The 19,276-nt window shown below is 66.8% G+C and carries 14 protein-coding genes and 1 pseudogene; 10 read left to right on the top strand and 5 right to left on the bottom strand.

The window, feature by feature from the left end:
* Positions 1-176: pseudogene (locus ABN034_RS25125) on the bottom strand (IS256 family transposase); the annotation flags it as partial.
* A gap of 357 nt (positions 177-533) precedes the next feature.
* Between ABN034_RS25125 and ABN034_RS25120 the strand changes: the two are divergent.
* The 4 genes from ABN034_RS25120 (at position 534) to ABN034_RS25105 (ending at position 7,266) form a co-directional block, all read left to right on the top strand.
* Positions 534-1,463, top strand: a complete 930-nt coding sequence (locus ABN034_RS25120) for a nucleoside hydrolase (protein WP_349693438.1) — start codon at positions 534-536, stop codon at positions 1,461-1,463.
* Positions 1,464-1,693: 230 nt separating this feature from the next.
* Positions 1,694-3,199 (top strand): alpha-L-fucosidase, encoded by a 1,506-nt coding sequence (locus ABN034_RS25115; protein ID WP_349693437.1) that lies wholly within the window; start codon positions 1,694-1,696, stop codon positions 3,197-3,199.
* 296 nt (positions 3,200-3,495) lie between these two features.
* Complete coding sequence (locus tag ABN034_RS25110) at positions 3,496-5,793, top strand: Ig-like domain-containing protein (protein ID WP_349693436.1); 2,298 nt, start codon at positions 3,496-3,498, stop codon at positions 5,791-5,793.
* 24 nt (positions 5,794-5,817) lie between these two features.
* Positions 5,818-7,266 (top strand): ABC transporter substrate-binding protein, encoded by a 1,449-nt coding sequence (locus tag ABN034_RS25105; protein ID WP_349693435.1) that lies wholly within the window; start codon positions 5,818-5,820, stop codon positions 7,264-7,266.
* 185 nt (positions 7,267-7,451) lie between these two features.
* On the opposite strand, the gene ABN034_RS25100 is transcribed toward ABN034_RS25105, so the two are convergent.
* The 4 genes from ABN034_RS25100 to ABN034_RS25085 form a co-directional block, all read right to left on the bottom strand.
* On the bottom strand, positions 7,452-9,398 hold the full coding sequence (locus tag ABN034_RS25100) for a glycoside hydrolase family 127 protein (protein ID WP_349693434.1): 1,947 nt from the start codon (positions 9,396-9,398) through the stop codon (positions 7,452-7,454).
* Positions 9,395-10,426 (bottom strand): hypothetical protein, encoded by a 1,032-nt coding sequence (locus tag ABN034_RS25095; RefSeq protein ID WP_349693433.1) that lies wholly within the window; start codon positions 10,424-10,426, stop codon positions 9,395-9,397. Before ABN034_RS25095 ends, ABN034_RS25100 begins: the two co-directional genes overlap by 4 nt.
* Positions 10,423-10,695, bottom strand: a complete 273-nt coding sequence (locus ABN034_RS25090; RefSeq protein WP_349693432.1) for a hypothetical protein — start codon at positions 10,693-10,695, stop codon at positions 10,423-10,425. Before ABN034_RS25090 ends, ABN034_RS25095 begins: the two co-directional genes overlap by 4 nt.
* 113 nt (positions 10,696-10,808) lie before the next feature.
* Positions 10,809-11,612, bottom strand: coding sequence for a GntR family transcriptional regulator (locus ABN034_RS25085; protein ID WP_349693431.1), 804 nt, complete (start codon positions 11,610-11,612; stop codon positions 10,809-10,811).
* A 350-nt stretch (positions 11,613-11,962) separates the two neighbouring features.
* Between ABN034_RS25085 and ABN034_RS25080 the strand changes: the two genes are divergently transcribed.
* Genes ABN034_RS25080 through ABN034_RS25055 form a run of 6 tightly spaced genes read left to right on the top strand, consistent with a single transcriptional unit; the run spans position 11,963 to position 19,240 of the window.
* Positions 11,963-12,901, top strand: a complete 939-nt coding sequence (locus ABN034_RS25080; RefSeq protein ID WP_349693430.1) for a dihydrodipicolinate synthase family protein — start codon at positions 11,963-11,965, stop codon at positions 12,899-12,901.
* A complete protein-coding gene (locus ABN034_RS25075; protein ID WP_349693429.1) occupies positions 12,898-14,892 on the top strand; it encodes an ABC transporter substrate-binding protein in 1,995 nt (664 codons plus the stop codon). The genes ABN034_RS25080 and ABN034_RS25075 overlap by 4 nt, the downstream gene beginning before the upstream one ends.
* Before the next feature lie 7 nt (positions 14,893-14,899).
* Positions 14,900-15,898: an ABC transporter permease gene (locus ABN034_RS25070; protein WP_349693428.1), complete on the top strand. Its 999-nt coding sequence runs from the start codon at positions 14,900-14,902 to the stop codon at positions 15,896-15,898.
* A gap of 26 nt (positions 15,899-15,924) precedes the next feature.
* On the top strand, positions 15,925-17,022 hold the full coding sequence (locus ABN034_RS25065) for an ABC transporter permease (RefSeq protein WP_349693427.1): 1,098 nt from the start codon (positions 15,925-15,927) through the stop codon (positions 17,020-17,022).
* A gap of 56 nt (positions 17,023-17,078) precedes the next feature.
* A complete protein-coding gene (locus tag ABN034_RS25060; RefSeq protein WP_349693426.1) occupies positions 17,079-18,158 on the top strand; it encodes an ABC transporter ATP-binding protein in 1,080 nt (359 codons plus the stop codon).
* Complete coding sequence (locus tag ABN034_RS25055; RefSeq protein ID WP_349693425.1) at positions 18,155-19,240, top strand: ABC transporter ATP-binding protein; 1,086 nt, start codon at positions 18,155-18,157, stop codon at positions 19,238-19,240. Before ABN034_RS25060 ends, ABN034_RS25055 begins: the two co-directional genes overlap by 4 nt.
* Positions 19,241-19,276 lie beyond the last annotated feature (36 nt).

The raw sequence follows: 19,276 nt of genomic DNA, 5'->3' as shown, positions 1-19,276 counted from the left end.
GAGTTGACCCGGTCCGGGCTTGGCACGCCGTACGGGGCGCCGCAGATCGCGTCCGCCTCAGCGCCCATCAGCACGTCGATGAACGTGCCAAGCAGCTGCCGCAGCAGATCCGGCGACGCGGCCGCCAGCTGCTCGTGCAGGAACCGGTCAGGGGTAATACTTGGTGTCGCGGTCATCGCGAGAACTCCTTCAGAAGCACTGTGGAAGGTCTTCCAAAGGATCACGCGATGACCGCCCTACACGTCTACGACACGCCCATCACCGAGCGCCTGCCGTACACCACTTTGCTGGACGCCACTCAGCTGGTCGAACGTGCGCAACGCAAGCACGGCTGGCGTGGCAGAAGGTCGGCGTGTGGCAGCAGCTGCAGGAAACGCTACTTGGCCAGCTGCGCAGGGCCGGACTGCAGGTGGCCGAGGGGCCGTGGCGTGGTCGTCTGGTGCCTTGACAGCGTGCTTGACGCTGCCTACGGTGACCATGAATAGCAGGGCGGTGCCGAATACCTATTCGCCGCGGGAGATGTCCTAGTGTCAATGTTCTCGCGTCACCTCACAGCACGCCGGCGGGTCATCGTCGACACCGATGCCAAGAACGAGGCGGACGACCAGTTCGCCATCGTCCACAGCCTGCTCTCGCCGAGCTTCGACCTTCGCGGCATCATCCCCGCACACTTCGGGTTCCGGCCCGGCCGCAGCGAACGCAGCATGCTGGACAGCCGCGACGAGGTCGATCTGATCCTTGGACTGATGGGGCTCACCGGCACGGTCCACGTCGCCAACGGCGCGCCCTATGCGCTGCCCAACGCCAAGACACCGGTGCCCTCGCCCGGTGCCGAACTCATCATCGAGGAGGCGATGCGCACTGACGTGGGACCGCTCTACGTCGCCTTCTTCGGACCACTCACGGACATGGCCGCGGCCGTGCTGATGGAGCCACGCATCGCCGAGCGCGAGGTGATCGTGGTCTGGATCGGAGGGCCACCCTACGACGACCAGCCGTCGGCGTACTGGCCAGAGTTCAATCTCTCCAACGACATCGTGGCGGCGAACGTAGTCTTCGCCTCTGAGCTCGAGGTCTGGCAGATCCCGATGTCGACGTACGTCCTGACGAGTGTGAGCTACGCGGAGCTCGACGAGAAGGTTGCACCGTGCGGCAAGATCGGTGACTATCTCGTCCGGCAGCTCGTGGAGTTCAACGCCAAGCAGGAGTGCCGGCCGATGGAATGCCGCAACCTCGGCGACTCACCAGCCGTCGGCGTGATGCTGAATCCGTTCTGCGGCAGGTTCGTCGAGCGCACGGCCCCCACCTTCACCGCGGACGGTAGTTATGACTTCGGCGTGACCCATCGCCCGATCCGGGTCTACGAGTCCATCGACACCCGATTCCTCTTCGAGGACTTCTTCGCAAAGCTCCAGCAGTTCGCCGCTGGAGCGGCACGAGAGAACGCAGCACAGTCAGGCTGAACCCTGGAGAGCGAAGGTGGGGGTGCGGAATAGGTCCGCCGTTCGTCGTGGCGGTCGACCAAGTTTCCAGCAGTACGAAAGCTCCGGTCGTGGATGCGCAGGCACGGGTTCTCGCGCGCGCTCACGTACCACTGGGTGAGTCGCATCCACGACCAGGATGGGTTGAGCAGGACGCGCTGTGTCTCGGCACGGTCGATTCGTGGTGTCTGCCGGCCTGAGGTGAAAGAAAGTTGTCGGAGAGGAAGCAGGCGGCCGTGCAGCCGGAATGGTTTCGGAACGCGAAGTTCGGTATCTGGGCGCACTGGGGTCCCCAGTCAGTGCCGATGCGCGGCGACTGGTATGCCCGCCGGCTCTATCTCGCGCCGGTCGAGCCGGCACCGGACGAGGTGGGCCCGACCTCCCGCCGGCTGTTCCATGAGCGGCACTTCGGTCACCCGTCGCGCCTCGGCCACAAGGACATCTGCCACGCCTGGAAGGCGGAGCGGTGGGATCCCGACGACCTCCTGGACCTCTACTCGCGGGTGGGCGCGCGCTACTTCGTCGCCCTGGCCAACCACATCGACAACTTCGACCTCTGGGATTCGGCCCACCAACCGTGGAACACCGTCGGCGTCGGACCGCGGACCGATGTGGTGGGTCGCTGGGCGCAGGCGGCACGCAGGCGCGGCCTGCCGTTCGGGCTGAGCTTCCACGCGAACTGGTCCTGGCAGCTGCTCGACGTCGCGTTCGGTGCTGACGAGAACGGTCCGTACGCCGGTGTGCCGTACGACGGCCACCTCACCGCGGCAGACGGTGCGGGCACGTGGTGGGAAGGGCTGGACCCGGCCGACCTCTACGACCGGCCGCGCCGAGCGGACGAGCCACCGGATCCTGCGTACGTCGAGCGGTTCTATCGCCGGGTCTGGGACGCCTTCTGCCGTTACCGCCCGCAGTACGTCTACTTCGACGATTCCAGTCTGCCGTTCGACGCCGGAAGCGTCTGCGAGGCCGACCCGCCGTCGGCGCGCGGCTGGGAGGTCGTGCGTGCCATGCATGAGCACAGCAGGCAGTGGTACGGCGACGCGGGCCGGGTGGTGCCGACCGTGAAGCGGCTGGACGGTGCCGATGGAGACCTGCTCGCCCTCGACGTGGAGCGCCACCTGCTCCTCGACGCCCAGGCGCAGCCCTGGCAGATGGACACCTGCCTCGGTCACTGGTTCTACGACGAGGGTCTTGAATACAAATCCGCCACGCAGGTCATCCGCATGCTGGTCGACGTCGTGAGCAAGAACGGCAACCTGCTGCTCAGCGTGCCGCAGCGTCCTGACGGCACGATCGACGAGCGCGAGGTCGCGATCTTGGGGGAGATCGGGGCGTGGCTGACGCGCAACGGCGAGGCGATCTTCGACACCCGTCCCTGGCTCGTGTATGGCGAAGGGCCGACGACCGGTGAGCGGGGCGAGGGCGCGGACCGGTTCCGTGAGGCCGACTTGCCGTACACCGCCGAGGACATCCGGTTTACCGCGCAGGACGACCTGCTCTACGCGACGATCCTCGGCCAACCGGACGAGCCCGCGCTGCGGATTGCCACGCTGGGATCGGCCGCCGGACTGCTCGCCGGCGATCCGAAGAGCGTGGAACTGCTCGGTGTCGACGCGGCGGTCTCCTGGCACCGCGACGACGACGCGCTCGTCGTACGCCTGCCCGAGCGCCTACCCTGGCGTCACACCGCGACGCTGCGGATCCGCCTCGCCTAATGAGGCGGGAGCCCTCAGGAAACAGTGCGAGGGTCGTCGTGGGGTGAGTCAGACCCGCGCGGCAGCTCCGGCTGCCTGCCTGGCACGCAGCCCGACCTTCCTGATCCGTCCACACGAGTCCTCATGGCATGCCAGCACCAGCGGTCGCTCCAGGGTGCGGCCTTTGGCCAGCTTCGGTCGTACGTACAGGACTTTCGGGGTCATCAGTCTTTAGGGCTTGACGCCGCACGTTGACGATCTCAAGATCTGGCATACCAGCGGCATGCATTCCTATTCGTCGACAAGGGAGCGTGGTCATGACCGCACAGTTAGGGCAAGGCAGAACGATGATGACGCGCCGCGGCTTCGTCGCTTCCAGTGCGATGGCTAGTCCGGCAGCCCTTCTGGGCGTGCCGCTATTGAAGACGAGCGAGCCGCAGGCGGAGCAGGAGCCCGCGAAGGTGCCGCGCCGCATGGCAGGGCCGCCGCCGGGGACCATGCCGGCATTTCCTGGTGCGGAAGGCGCCGGCATGTACACCACTGGCGGGCGTGGCGGTGAGGTCTATGAAGTGACGACTCTGGCCGACAGCGGGCCGGGATCGCTGCGGGACGCCGTGTCGGCCAGCAACCGCACGATCGTCTTCCGGGTGTCGGGCAACATCGAGCTGCAAGGTGGCCTCGACATCATCGGGTCCAACCTCACGCTCGCGGGCCAGACGGCACCCGGCGACGGCATCTGCATCACCACGAACCAGACGGAGATCAAGGGAAGCAACATCATCATCCGTTACCTGCGCTTTCGCGCCGGCGACGTGTTGGGCTCGTCGATCGACACCGCCAACGGGCGGGGAGTGGACAACATCCTCATCGACCACTGCTCGTTCAGCTGGGGCGTCGACGAGACGTTCTCGCTGTACGGAAACACGAACATGACGGTGCAGTGGTGCATCATCGCCGAGGGCCTCACTATGTCGGCGCACGAGAAGGGCCGGCACGGCTACGGCGGACTGTGGGGCGGAGACAACGTCACCTACCACCACAACCTGCTGATCCACAACGGTGGCCGCAACCCGAGGTTCAGCTTCACCGAGGGCATGGATATGAAGGTCGACCTCCGCAACAACGTCATCTACAACTACGGCTACACCTCTGGGTACGGAGGCGAGTGGTCCAACGGTGTCAACATCGTCGGCAACTACTACAAGTACGGCCCGGATACCGTTGCCGAGATCGCTCCGGTGATCTTCGCGCCCGGACGTTTCGGTCAGTGGTACGTCGCTGACAACTACGTCGACGGCCATCCGGAGGTGACCGAGGACAACTGGCGGGGAATCGAACTCGCGGTCGGCGGCATCACCAAGCTCGACGACCCCGTGAAGTTTCCGTCCGAGATCGCCACGCAGAGCGCGCAGGGTGCGTACGAAGCGGTGCTCGCGAACGTCGGAGCGATCCTTCCGCGTCGCGACGCCTGCGACGCACGGCTGATCAACGACGTCAGAAGGCGGACCGGCCGCCTGATCAACTCCCAGGACGAAGTGGGTGGTTGGCCGCCCCTGACGTCAGCTCCGGCGCCCACTGACAGCGACCACGACGGCATGCCCGACGAGTGGGAGGTTGCGGAGGGACTCGACCCGAACGACCCTACCGACGCGAGTGCGATAGCTCCGGCGGGCGGCGGATACACCAACCTGGAGCGCTATCTCAACTCGATCACGCCGATCGGTGCTGGCAACCCGACGGTGGAGATCACGCGGCCACTCCTCAACCAGGTCTACGCCACGACCGGCTCGGGCCAGGACGTCACCATCGAGGCGGCCGCGGCGGGGGTCGACGGTGAGTCGATCACGAAGGTGGAGTTCTACAACGGTGCTCAGAAGCTCGGCGAGGCGACCGAGGCGCCTTACCGGTACGTCTGGACCGGCGTCGCCGACGGAAGCTACTACCTCACCGCCCGGGCGACCGACAGTGGCGGAACCGCCACCACGTCGTCGGCCGTGCCCGTCCACATCAACCAGGTGAGTGCCGTCAGACCGTGGCAGTCTCGCGACATCGGAAACGTGCCGATCCCCGGATCGGTGGCGGTGCGCAACAACGTCTTCACCATCAAGGGATCGGGCAAGATCCAGGGGCGGTCGGACTCCTTCCACTACGTCTACCAGCCCTTCGACGCCCGACCGGGCCAGATCTCGGAGATCACCGCGCGGGTCGACTACGTCAGTCGGGTCTATGTCGATGTGATGGCGGGCCTGATGATTCGCGAGAGTCTCGCGCCCGACTCGCCCTTCATGATGATCGGCATCAGCTACTCCGGAAGCGGCAAGATCGCCAAGGCCGTTCGGATCGCCAACCATGGTTCGAAAACGAGCGACAGCCCGTTTCCCTGGGACGGAACCTTGGACAACAACCGCGCGTACTGGCTTCGGCTCATCAAGCGCGGCAGCGAGTTCGAAGCGTTCGTGTCGAGCAATTCGCTGCACTGGGACCGGGTGGGATATGAACGGATCGACATGCCGGACCGGCTCTACATCGGCTTCGCCGTCGACGGCAACCAGCAGTCCAACCAGATCCACCACTACACGACGGCGCGGTTCAGCCTCGTCCAGGTCAACCTGTAGATCGCAGGAGAAGGGGAATCGACCATGAGGAGAAAAGTCGCCGGCATGTCGCTGGCCGTAGGCCTGGTTGCGTCCGTGGGTTTGGGCTCGGCCGTCGCCGCGGCGCCGGCAGCAGGCGAAGTGGCCTGTACCGAGGTCCCCAACCGCTATAACCAGCCGTTCTCGGTCTGCGACGACGAGTTGTTCATCTTCGCGGCGAACTACAAGCCGTTCGAAAGTTCGGCGGATGAGACGCGGCAGGCGGAACGCTTCTTCGACACTGTGATCGGGGAGAAGCTCAGGGCGGCGTTCCCCGATGTCAAGATCAAGTACGCGACCTGGGACTTTCCCATCCGGTACGAAAACCTCAAGAGCGCGGGTGTCGTTCCCGACATCATCCTCGAGAACCCGCGGAACCGCATCGACCGCGACCTCGAGCCGCTCGGCTGGGTGCAGGACATGACGGGCATGGTCGAGCAGGGTGGCCTCGACCTCGGCTCACTCAACGCCAGTGCGGTCGAGCTGGTCAAGTCGCGGTCGGACGGCGGGCTCTACGGGGTTCCGGTGTTCATCGACGACTACGTGATGTTCTACAACAAGAAGATCTTCGACAAGTTCGGGGTCAAGTATCCCGAGCCTGGCATGACGTACGACGAGATCTACAAGGTGGCGACGAAGCTCACCCGGCAGGACGGTCTGGATGCGTACAAGGGCTTCCTGCAGCATCCCGACAACTACCTCGAGTTCAACCAGCTCGGGCTGTATCCCTTCGCGCCCACGGACAGCGAAGAGCCGGCACCCGAGGACGTCAAGGTGGACATCACCTCGCCGGAATGGTTCCGCCTCGGCGAGAACATGGACCGGTTCCTCCACATCCCGCGCAACACGTTCACGACGGTCGACGACTACCTCAAGGCCGACATGAGCCGGCCTGGTCGTGTCGCGATGGCGGTGGACTCGCTGCGCAAGCTGCCGATGTATGCAGGAAGCGAGCTGTTCATCGACGACGGAGACGAGGAGGAGTTTGCGCGCTGGAGCGACAGCATCGACATCGGCGTCAGTGCCGTTCCAGTTTTCGGCAAGGGATCTGAGGCCACGTACCAGCCCAACACTCTCGCCGCCTTCATCACACCGCAGTCCGACCGGCAGGCGGAGGCGCTGGAGATCGTGAAGTGGCTGATCTCGGAGGAGGCGCAGGTCGAGCTCTCCCGGCACGCGATCAAGGGCGTCCTGGAGACGGACCCGGTGGTGTCGGCATTCGGGGAGGCGGTCCCTGAGCTGGCCGGTATCGACACCTCTGCCGTCTACTGGGGTGAGAACGCGATGGTTCAGGGCCACGAGAACACGGAGTACTGGGACATCCCCATGTACATGGTGTTCCGGCAGCACGTGCTCAAGGACGGCATGGCCGTGGACTCGTCGCTGATCGTGGCCGAGACCGAGGACATCCCGGCCTACATCCGCAGCAAGGCCGAGGCCGGCCAGGACTGGTAGCCGGAAGGGCCCGAAGGCCGCGGTGCGGACCGGAGATCCCGGTCCGCACCGCGGCCTTCCGTACGCGGAGCCTGTGCTGTCAGCCGAGCGTGCGAGGGGTGCGGTATCGGTGTGGTGCCTTGTGTGAAGCGCCTTCGTACGAGCCTATGGCCGCAAGCGTCCCTTCATGCAGGCGTACCTGCTCATCATCCGGCGAGTGGGATCCACACGCGCATAGCATCGGTCCCACGGTTCGCCCACTGGAAGTACGGCACCGCGACGACCGGCACCGCCCGCGAGGTGGCCGGGTTGCCTGCGTAGGGGCCGCCGGCGTAGTACGGGAACCCGCCCGCCGGGGGCGGCGTGAGCTGGACCGCATCGGCCTCGATCACGACCGTGCGACCGATGCCCGCCCGGTGTGGTGTGTCGACCACGCGCAGGCGGGATTCGGTCGACAGTGCCACGTCGTCCACCGGCACGTCACCGCGTTGGTCGACCTGCTCCAGACAGTAGACGAGCGGTCCGCGTTCAATCGCCACGCAGCCGCGCACGGCATCGAGGCGTGGGTGTGGAAACGTCAGCCGGGGCGTCATGTCGAACCGCAGGGTCACGACGTCGCCCTCCCGCCAGTCCCGCCGGATGGTGACGTACCCCTGTGCGTCTCGGGCAACCTGACGCTCACCGTCGCCGTCGTTCATGAGCGTGCGGCCACTCCACGGCGGGATGCGGACGGCGAGCGTCCACGAGGCGGCCGGGCACTCGCGCACGGTGACGTGGACAGTGCCGTCCCACGGGTAGTCGGTCACGACCGCGAGCTCGACGACGCCGCTGGCGAGGGGTTGCCGGAGTGTCGACGTCGCGAACTGATGCAGGTACACCGTGTCCGCCGTCGCCGTCGCCGCATAGTCCTCCAGCGTGGCCATCAACCGGGTGACGTTGGGTGGGCAGCACGCCGACCAGAACCACCCGTCGCGATACCTAGGATCGCCGATCGCCTCGGCGTGGTCGGGTCGGCGTTGGAGCGGGTTGCCCTTGAAGTACTCCCGTCCGTCGATCGAGATCGATGCCGCGAACGCGTTGTAGAGCGTGCGCTCGATCAGGTCGGCGAACTTTCCTTCCCGGGTGGCGAGCAGCAGCCGCCAGCTCCAGTGGATGCTTGCGACAGCCGCGCAGGTCTCGTTGTACGCCTGGTCCGGCGGTTGTTCGTACCGTTCTCCGAACGCCTCGGCGAGCTGGCGGGCCCCGAGGCCACCCGTGAGCGCTGTCCTGGTGGACACCATGTCGTCCCAGCGGGCGATCGACGTGCGCAGCAGGGTGCCGTCTCCGGTTTCGACGGCCACGTCGACGATGCCGGCCTCGAAGTAGAGCGCTCGGACCGCATGGCCCACGAGAGAACGCATCTCCCGTGCCGGCGCATGGTCTTGGAAGTACGCCGAACCTCGGGTACTGCGGCCGACCCGGCCGCGGCCCCGTCCTTCCACGAGGGCCGCCGCGAGCTCGAGGTAGTCCCGGTCACCGGTGTCGCGGAACAGCTCCACAAGCGCGGTCTCAGCTCCGGGATGACCGTCGAGCCGCAGCTCACCCTCACGAAGGAACTCCCGGACGAGATGGTCGGCGAGCCGTCGTGCGACGCCGAGCAACCGGTCGTCACCGAGCACCCGGTGGACCGCGACTGCGGCCTGCAGTAGGTGCCCAGCCGTGTAGAGCTCGTGGCTGTTCTCCATCCGGGTATACCGCTGGCCCGGCCGCACCTGGTAGTAGGAGTTGACGTACCCGTCCTTCTCCTGCGCGCGTTCGAGCAGCCCGGTGGCGGCATCAACGAAGTCGGCGAGACCCGGGTCGGGTGCGTGCCGCAGCTCCCAGGCCGCGCTCTCGAGCAGTTTGTGGACGTCGGAGTCGACGTAGACGGGTCCACGGTGCTCGTCTGCAAGGTCCTCGCCCGCCGCGAGCCGCAGGTTGGCCAGGTTGCCGAACTCCTCCAACTTCGCGACGCCGGTGGGGATGCTGGCCGTTCGGTTGACCGTCTGCCAGTGCTGCCATAACCCGCCGTCCACGGTGACGTCAGCGACCGGGCGGTGGGGGACGCGGGCATCGGACGTGGGCAGCACGGGCCCACCCAGCTGGGTGCGCGATGGCGTCGTCGGGGTGCTCATCCGACTCCTTCCGGTAGGGACGGGTCTTCAGCGGCGTCGAGGTCGGTGAGGGCGTCGAGGTCGGTGAGGATGGCCCGCAGGGCGTACGCCGAGACCGTGTGTTGGGTGTGCGTCGCGTCCTCGAGGACACGCCAGCTGCCAGCGTCGAGCCGGCGTACCCGCTCGGTCACTTCTGGGGCGTAGCTGCGGTGGTAGGTCCCGGGGAAGCACACGGGGTCGAAGGTGTTGATGACCTGCAACTGCTGGCGGCCGGGCCCGGCCGCGCCCATGACGTACAGGTCGAGGTACCCCGCGATGCCGTAGAAGCCCGGCAGGGCGTCGCGGCGTTGCTCCCAGTCGCCGTGGTTCGGCTTGGAGACCGGCAGCCCCCGAAGGGAGAACGGCCACGAGCCGGCCACCTGGCAGCTGTAGTCCACCCTGGTGTCGAGGGCGGCGAACACGGTCGTCGCCCAGCCGCCGCCGGAGAGCCCGACGACCGCGACGGAACGGGGGGCGAGCGTGAGGTCGGCGTGGTTGAGGATGACGACCAGCGGCTCGAGGAAGAACGTGAGGGCGGAGAACCGGGGGTCCTCGTAGTCGGCGAAGATCTCGTGCACGCGCCGGGGGTCGGGCCAGGTCAGCGTGGTGGCATCGTGTGGCGCCGCGACCGGGCCGTGGTTCCAGCCGAGCAGCGGCAGATCCATCACGGCGACGACGAAGCCGCGGTCCAGCAGGGCCTGCACGGTGGCGCGCAGCGGCACGTCGTACGGCGGTGCGTGCGGCTGGCCGTGACCGGTGAGGTACATCGCGAACCCGCCGCCTGGCGCGCCTGCGGGCCAGAGCAGGTAGGACGTGGCCGTGACGGAGCACGCAAGACGCACGACCAGCCGGTCGACCCGGGAGTGGCGCAGGCCCCGCAGGTCGTCGGGTTCTGCGGCGGAGTGCTCCACCTCCGGCTGCCGGGTGGGCATGCCGTCGCCCTTCCAGACATACTCGATCAGCTGGCGGCGGCGCTCGGCGACCTCGGCGAATGAGTGCAGGCTGATCATGTGGCGGGAAGGCGTACCCAGCCGCCCGGGACGAAGGCGGGATCGCACCATCGGGCCGACTCCGCGCCACCGACCGTACCCCGGCACGACTCCGGGTCCGCCAGGTCGATCGCATCGACGAGCTCGTCGCCACGTGTCCAGATGGCGACGGTGCCGTGGGTGCCGAGCCTCGGCGTCCCGTCGAGCACCATCCGCAGAGGTGTGTCGGGGCAGACGTTCGTCGCGCCGTCCCCGGGCGTACGAAGCATGAGCGTGAGACTAGCCGGCATACTGGCGGTATGCCAGCGTGCTGGTCGTGTCTGCCCGATTGCGGCCTGGTGGCTTGGGAGGCCGAAGACGTCCGGGCGGCCCCAGGGGGCGGGTCGTCGTCAGAGCGTGCCGGTCAGGGGCGAGGGCGCGACAGGAAGACGATCGTCTGGTCGCGCACCCGCAGGATGTGCGCCTCGAGCAGCTCTCGGGCCCGCTCGCGGTCGCCCGCCTCGAGGGCCTCGACGATGCTGCGATGTTCCTGCACGGCGGTGTCGAGCCGGGCTCTGGTGATGGGAGCCTCCATGCCGGCGCGGGTGACATGGATGCTCAGGTGGAGGTCGTCGTACATCGCCAGCAGGCGGGGGAACGCCGCGAGCTTGACCAGCGCACGGTGGAACCGGCTGTCGTTGTCCCGGAACTCGATGTAGCGGGCCGGGTCGTCCATCGCAGCGGAGGCGAGCTCAGCGGCCTCCTCGACGAGCTCGGACAGCTCCTCCGATGCTCGTTCGTCCGGGCGTTCGGCATAGAGGCGCAGGCTGTGGGACTCGATCATCAGCCGCAGCTCGAAGAGCTCGTAGATGCTGCTGAGTGACGGCACGGCGACGGTGAAGCCGACAACCGGGTCATACGCGAGGAGCCCACGTTCGTAGAGCCGGCCGACGGCAGAGCGCACAGGCGTCCGGCTCATGCCGAGCCGGCGAGCGAACTCGCGGACCGGAACCGGCTGACCGGGGAGCGGGTGTTCCTGGGTCAGCCAGGCGACGAGAGCCCGGTGCGCTTGACTCTCCAGGCTGCCCTCGTCGTCGGTGCCAGCCTGCGGGCCAGCCTGCGGGCCAGCCTGCGGGCCAGTCTGCGGGCTCGGTTGTGCGTTGGTGAGAGGGCTCGTCTGGGAGGTGTTGGGTGCGGCGGGCTGTGCCGCGGCTCTCCGTGCCGCCATCGCTCCTCCAGTCGTCGGCGCCTGCGTCCGCCTGCCATGGTATGCCGCAGGCCCTCCGTCACCAGCGCGGCCGTCGGACCAGTCACGGGCCAGTCGCTGGCGGGGCCCTCATGTCGGCCCGCCTCGTGTGAAGGGTCCGTCCCTCCGTACGGACCTATTGGCAGTAGGGGCCCTTCATGCAGGTGGCGCCCTTTGGTTGAAGGGTCCCTTCATACAGACACCTCGACCAGCCCCGGCGCAAGCGCGACTCGTCCACCACCTGCACGTACTGCCGATGAGTTCCATGGGTTGACAGTGCGACTGCCCGGCTTCATCATCTGGAATGCCACCGGCATACATTTGGAGCGCAGATGCTCGAAGAAGGGCTTCGCGGGATCTATCCGCCCGTGGTCCTCCCGTTCGGCGCGGACGGCACGATCGACCACGCATCGCTCGAGCACCACATCGAGCACCTGCTCGCGGCCGGGGTTCACGGCCTGTGGATCAATGGCACCACGGGGGAGTTTCACGCCCTCGACGCCGACCAGCGCCTACAGGCGGTCCGCGTGGCCGTCAAGGCCGCCCGCGGATCGGTGCCGGTGATCGCCCACGTCGGTGACACCTCGACCGGGCTGGTAATCGGCCACGCCCGGTCCGCACTCGCCGCAGGCGCCGACCAGGTGGCGATCGTCCCGCCGTACTTCGTCGACTTCACGCAGGACGAGCTGCGCCAGCACGTCCGCCGTGTCGTCGGCGAGCTCGGCGTACCGGTGCTCGTCTACCACCTGCCACAGCTGGCCAAGGTCGGTCTCACCGTCGACTCGATCGCCACGCTCGCGCAGGAGGGCGCCGTCGTCGGCGTCAAGGACAGCAGCAACGACATGGTGTGGTTCCGGCAGTTGCTGTCGGGTGCGCGCGCGGCCGGTATTTCCCTTGCCTGCTTCACCGGGGGCTCGAGCATGACCGACGTCGGGCTCTATCTCGGTGCCGCCGGTGCGATGTCGTCAGCCGCCAACCTCACTCCCCGCCACCTGGTCGGGATGTACGACGCCGCGACCGCAGGCGACTGGGTCCGTCTACGCGCGATGCAGGAGGAGATGGAGACCTTGCTCGCCGCCCTGCGACTGCCGCGCCGCGCAGGGACGTTCTCGGCGACCGCGGGAGTCCACAAGTACGTACTCACCGTCCTCGGCCACATCGCCGGCGACTTCGCCGCCGAGCCGCTCGCACCCCTGGACGAGGACGAACGCCGCCATCTCGCCTCGACGGCGGTGCCCATCGTTGAACGTCTGGAGGGAAGAACCTCATGACCGTAAGACCACGCACCTCCTACCGCCCGGCGCGCCGCGACCTGCTCGCGGCCGGCGCGGCCGGCCTGATCGGCCTGTCAACGGCAGGTTGCACCTTCTTTTCCACCGGAGCAGTCGAAAGGAACCCGCAACGGCGGTCCGGCCAAGCCGGGAGGGAGGCTCCGTCACTCGCTGCGCAGGTGAAGGCCGAGAAGCTGCCCCCTCTGGAGAAGCGATTGCCCAAGGAGCCCATGGTCGTCACCCCCTTGCAGGATGCAGGCGTGTACGGCGGCACATGGCACTCCGCCATGATCACGCAGGAAGACTCCTCGTGGCTCACGAACTTCATGGGATACGAGCCACTGGTGCGCTGGAAGCGGGAGTGGATCGGCTCGCCCGGCACCGACGAGATCATGCCGAACATCGCCACGTCGTTCGAGGAGACCGATGGTGGCAAGGTCTTCGTCTTCAAGCTGCGCGAGGGTATGCGGTGGTCGGATGGTGAGCCGGTCACGGCAGAGGACCTGCGTTTCACCTATGAAGACGTCAACGTCTACGAAGAAATGCATCCCGACGGCTACTACGACCTGTGGCTCTCGCCGTTCACACAGAACCTCGCGACGTTCGAGCAGGTTGACGAGCACACGGTGCGGTTCGTCTTCGACGAGGTGAAGCCGGGATTCCTCAACGAGCTCGCGGCGAACGTCACGATGGTGCTGCCGAAGCACTACCTGCAGAAGTTCCACGCGAAGTACAACCCCGACATCGACAGCCTTGTCCAGGAGGCCGAGCTCAGCGACTGGATGCAGCTGTTCTGGACCAAGGTCGACAGGTGGAACAACGAGGAGCTACCCACCTTGAGTGCGTGGAAGCTCGTCACGCCGCTGGGCAAGGGCACGGTTGTGGTCGCAGACCGCAATCCGTACTACTGGAAGGTCGACAACCAGGACCGGCAGCTGCCCTACATCGACCGCATCGAGTGTGAGGTGCTGCTCGACATCGAGGTCGAGGTGCTGAAGATCATCAACGGCGAACTCGACATGCAGATGCGCAACTTCGCGACCGTCCGGAACAAGCCCGTCATCGCACGCAACCGGGAGAAAGGCGATTACCGCCTCTTCACGGTCGGCGCCGAGGGTGTCAACAACTTCGTCATGGGGTTCAACCAGACCCTGCCCGATGCCCAGAAGCGTGAGGTCTACCGGAACAAGGACTTCCGGATCGGCCTTTCACATGCCATCAACCGCCAGAAGATCATCGACACGGTCTACGCCGGTCAGGGGGAGCCGTGGCAGTGCGCGCCGCTGGAGGGCCACCCGGCCTACGACGAGGAGCTGGGTACGCAGTACACCGAGTACGACCCGGACCTCGCGAACGAGCATCTCGACCGCGCCGGATACACCCAGCGGGGCGGTGACGGGATCCGGCTCCGGCCGGACGGCGAGCCACTGGGCGTCATCGTTCTCGTCAACTCGGCGATGCCCGACCATGTGGATGCACTCGAGCTGATCAAGCAGGACTGGCGCGCGGTAGGTGTCGAGCTGACGATCTCCCGGCTGGCCGAGGAGCTGTACTGGGAGCGCGTTGAGGCCAACCAGGCCGAGGCGTCGACATGGACCGGCGGCGACTTCGAGATTCGCGCCACACAGGGATCCAATCACTATTACCTGCCATCGAATCCGCGGGGTTCGTCGCGTTACGGCAGCACCTGGGCGAACTGGTACGTCACCGATGGTGCGGAAGGTGAGGAGCCACCACCGCCAGTCAAGCGGCAGCTGGAGCTCTTCGACCAGATGAGGGGAACCTACGACCCGGAGGAGGCGACCGCGTTGGGGAAGCAGATTCTCGAGATCACGAAGGACCAGTTCTTCTACATCGGGATCTGCACGCCCGGGGAGACCTACGGCATTGTGAAGAACAACTTCCACAACGTGCCCGACTCCATGCCGGGAGACGTCGGGTACTACCCGCCCGGACCGACCAACCCCGAGCAGTACTTCATCAGCGAGTGAGGCGCTCGTGGCGGGGTTCGTTCTGCGCAGACTCGCGTTGATGGTCGTCACCCTGGCGGCTATCTCGGTCGCGACGTTCTTCATCATCGGCCTGCCACCCGGCGACTACGTGTCGACGTTGCAGGCCCAGATGGAGACACGTGGTCAGGAGATCGAGCAGGAACGCCTCGCCGAGCTTCGCGAGCGCTACGGTCTCAACGATCCGTTCTTCGTACAGTATGGAAAGTGGATGTCGGGAATCCTGCTGCACGGGGACTTCGGCGACTCGTTCGAGTGGAACCGCCCGGTCTCGGAACTGATCTGGGACCGGGTGGGGCTCTCGTTCTTCCTGTCGTTGAGCACGCTGTTGCTTGTCTGGGCGGTGGCCTTCCCGATCGGCGTCTATTCAGCGGTGCGGCAGTATTCGGCCGGTGACTATGTGGCGACGTTCTTCGGCTTCGTCGGCATGGCCGTGCCGGAGTTCCTGGTCGCGCTGCTCCTCATGTACGTCGGCGTGCGCTACTTCGGGCAGAGTGTCGGTGGGCTTTTGTCACCGGAGTATCGCGACGCGGTGTGGAACATCAGCAAGGTCCTCGACCTGCTGTCGCATCTGTGGTTGCCGATCCTGGTGATCGGGCTGTCTGGTACGGCGGGGCTGATCCGGATCATGCGGGCCAACCTGCTCGACGAGCTCTACAAGCCGTACGTCATCACTGCACGAGCCAAGGGCATGCCGGAGTGGAAGCTGTTGCTGAAGTATCCGGTACGCATGTCCCTGAGTCCGTTCTTCAGCACGGTCGGGTGGCTGCTGCCCGGGCTGATCAGCGGCGAGACGATCATCTCGATCGTGCTCAGCCTGCCGACGACGGGTCCGTTGCTCTTCGGCGCCGTGCAGAACCAGGACATGTATCTGGTCGGCAGTTTCATCATGATCCTCAGCACGTTGACTGTGATCGGCACTCTGCTCAGCGACCTCGCCCTTGCCTGGTGGGACCCACGGATCCGCTACCGCTACGGAGGTGAGTAGTGCAGCAGGCCGTGGTGGACCAGCCCGTGAACAGCGCCATCGCCGAGAGAGCTGGCGACGCGGCGCAGTGGCGCCTGGTGTGGCGGCGGTTCCGCAAGCACCGGTTGGCGATGGGCGGAGCCGCAGTGGTGGTGGCGGTATACGTTGTCGCGGTGCTGGCGGAGTTTCTGGCGCCCACGACAAGCGGCGCGCAGGACGAGCAGTACGCCTACGCCCCGCCGCAGCGGCTCCACGTCTACGACGAGCAGCACGGTTTCGGCTTGCACGTCCACGGCTACACCTCCCGCCAGGACCCGGAGACCTTCGAGCGCACGTTCACGGTCGACAGCGGGTCCCGGATCCCCGTCGGCTTCTTCGTACGCGGTGAGTCGTACAAGCTCTGGGGGGTGATTCCGTGGGACCGGCACCTGATCGGCCCTGTGGAGCGCGACGCGCCGTTCTACCTGTGGGGGGCTGATCGGGCGGGGCGTGACGTCTTGTCCCGCATCATCCACGGCTCACGGGTCTCCTTGTCGATCGGTCTGGTCGGTGTGGCGGTGAGCTTCGTGCTCGGCCTGCTGTTCGGTGGCGTGTCGGGCTTCTACGGAGGTATGCCCGACAGCCTCATCCAGCGCGTCATCGAGTTCCTGATCGCGGTGCCGACGCTGCCGCTGTGGCTGTCCCTGTCGGCGGCGGTGCCGTCGGACTGGGGCCCGCTCATGCGGTACTTCGCGATCACCGTGATCCTCTCGGTGATCGGGTGGACGGGGCTGGCCCGCGTGGTGCGGGGGCGGTTCCTGTCGTTGCGTGAGGAGGATTTCGTGGTGGCGGCACGCCTGGACGGATGCCGCAAGGGCCGCATCATCTTCCGCCACATGGTGCCGTCGTTCGCCAGTCACATGATCGCGTCGTTGACCCTCGCGGTGCCCGGCATGATCCTCGGCGAGACGGCGCTCAGCTTTCTCGGTCTGGGGTTGCAGTCGCCGGCGGTCAGCTGGGGTGTGCTGCTCCAGGACGCACAGAACGTCCGGGCCATCGAGACCGCGCCGTGGCTGATGATGCCGGGGGCCGCCATCTTCGTCACGGTCCTCGCGATGAACTTCGTCGGCGACGGCCTGCGGGATGCTGCGGATCCGTACCGGTGAGGCGGGGACGGTCGGGACAGTCGATGGGCGCGGTGGGGACGAGTGAAGGAGGCGCGGTGGACGGCACGACAGTGCTGCGGGTGGCCGGCCTGCGAACGCAGTTCGACCTCGACGACGGCATCGTCATGGCGGTCGACGGTGCCGACCTTGAGGTCCGGCGCGGCGAGACGCTCGCGGTGGTGGGAGAGTCCGGCTGCGGCAAGAGCGTGATGGCGCGGTCGATCCTGCGGCTGGTGGACCGGCCGGGACGGATCGTCGCGGGCGAGATCTGGGTGCGCCGCCCGTCTCTCTGCACGAAGAACCGCAGGAACGCTGGCACGGGTCAGCCGGACGAGCAGTCGTCCGGCGACATGGTCGACCTGGTCACCGCCGACAAGTACGTCGTCCGGGCCGTCCGCGGTGGGCAGATCGCCATGGTGTTCCAGGAACCCATGACGTCGCTGTCGGCGATGCACACCATCGGCAACCAGATCACCGAGGCGATCCAGCTGCACGAGCCCCTCACCAAGGCGGAAGCTCGGGCGCGTGCGATCGAACTGCTCGGTCGGGTCGGCATCCCCGCACCGGCACAGCGGTTCGACGCCTATCCGTTCCAGCTGAGTGGCGGCATGCGCCAACGCGCCATGATCGCCATGGCGTTGTCCTGCAAGCCCGAACTCCTGATCGCCGACGAGCCGACGACCGCGCTCGACGTGACCACACAGGCGCAGATCCTGGATCTGCTGCGTTCGTTGCAGCAGGAGTTCAGGATGGCCGTCATGCTGATCACCCACGACCTCGGTGTCGCCGCACAGATGGCCGATCAGGTGGCCGTGATGTATCTCGGCAAGGTGGTCGAGCGGGGCGACGTCGCCTCGGTCTTTCGCGCCCCTCGGCATCCGTACACCCAGGCGTTGCTGCGGTCGGTGCCGAAGCTCGGGTCGCGACAGCGGGGCCGGCTGGCCCCGGTGCGCGGGATGGTGCCGCATCCGTACCAGCGGCCGTCAGGTTGCACCTTCCACGACCGTTGCGACTCGTTCATCGAAGGCCGGTGTGACACTGCCCCGCCACCGCTCGTGGTGGGCGAGACGGGGCACGAGGTGCGGTGCGTTCTCTACGAGACGTCGAACGAGACGGTTAGCGAGGAGGCCGGATGAGCGCCGGACGAAACGGTCACGTCGCCGGACAGGTCGACGACACCCTTCCTGAGGACGTCCTGCTCGACATCCGCGGACTCACCAAGCACTTCCCGATCCGGCGCGGCCTGCTGAGCCGGACGGTCGGCCAGATCAGGGCCGTGGACGGCGTGGAGCTTCAGGTCCGGGCCAGACGCACCATTGGCCTGGTCGGCGAGTCCGGCTGCGGGAAGAGCACCCTTGGGCGGTGCGTCCTTCGGGTGTACCCGCCGACTTCGGGCGAGCTGCTCTACCGGCGGCCCGACGGCAATGTCGTGAACCTCGCGCCGCTCCGCGAGCAGGACCTGCTGCCCTACCGGCGGCAGATCCGGATGGTTTTCCAGGACCCCTTCTCCTCGCTCAACCCGCGGATGACGCTGCTGCAGATCGTCGGCGAACCACTGAAGGTCACCAAGGTCGTGCCCGCAGACGAGATCGAGGACCGGGTCGCTGACCTGTTGCGCAGGGTCGGCCTGCGCCCGGAGTACATCCGCCGCTACCCGAACGCCTTCAGCGGCGGCGAACGCCAGCGGGTCGGCATCGCCCGTGCGCTCGCCCTGTCACCACGCCTCGTGGTCGCCGACGAGGCCGTGAGCGCGCTCGACGTGTCGGTCCGGGCACAGATCCTCAATCTCCTCAAGGACCTGCAGGAGACCGAGGACCTCACCTACCTGTTCATCTCCCATGATCTCGGCATGGTGGAGTACATGGCCGACGAGGTGGTCGTGATGTATGTCGGACGGGTCGTGGAGACCGCGCCGACCGACGAACTCTTCGAACGGCCGCTGCATCCGTACTCCGAAGCCCTGCTCTCGGCGGTGCCCGATCCGGACCCGACGGCGGCCAAGCGCGAACGCATCATCCTGCGCGGCGAGGTGGCCGACCCTTCGCAGGTGCCCGACGGCTGCCCGTTCCATCCGCGCTGCTTCTACGCGCAGGACCGCTGCCGTACCGAGCCGCCACCGCTGCGCGAGATCATCCCCGGGCGGCAGGCGGCGTGTCACTTCGCCGACGAGCTGCACCTGCGTGGCATACCGGAGGCGGCTGTGTCAAGTGGTCGTTGACAGGCCGGTGGCTGACAGCTGCGCGATCGGCAGTTC

Source organism: Actinopolymorpha sp. B11F2 (genome assembly GCF_040195635.1).
GTDB lineage: Bacteria > Actinomycetota > Actinomycetes > Propionibacteriales > Actinopolymorphaceae > Thermasporomyces.
Note: the sequence above shows the minus strand (reverse complement) of the source record. Positions and strands in the feature narration are given on the sequence as shown.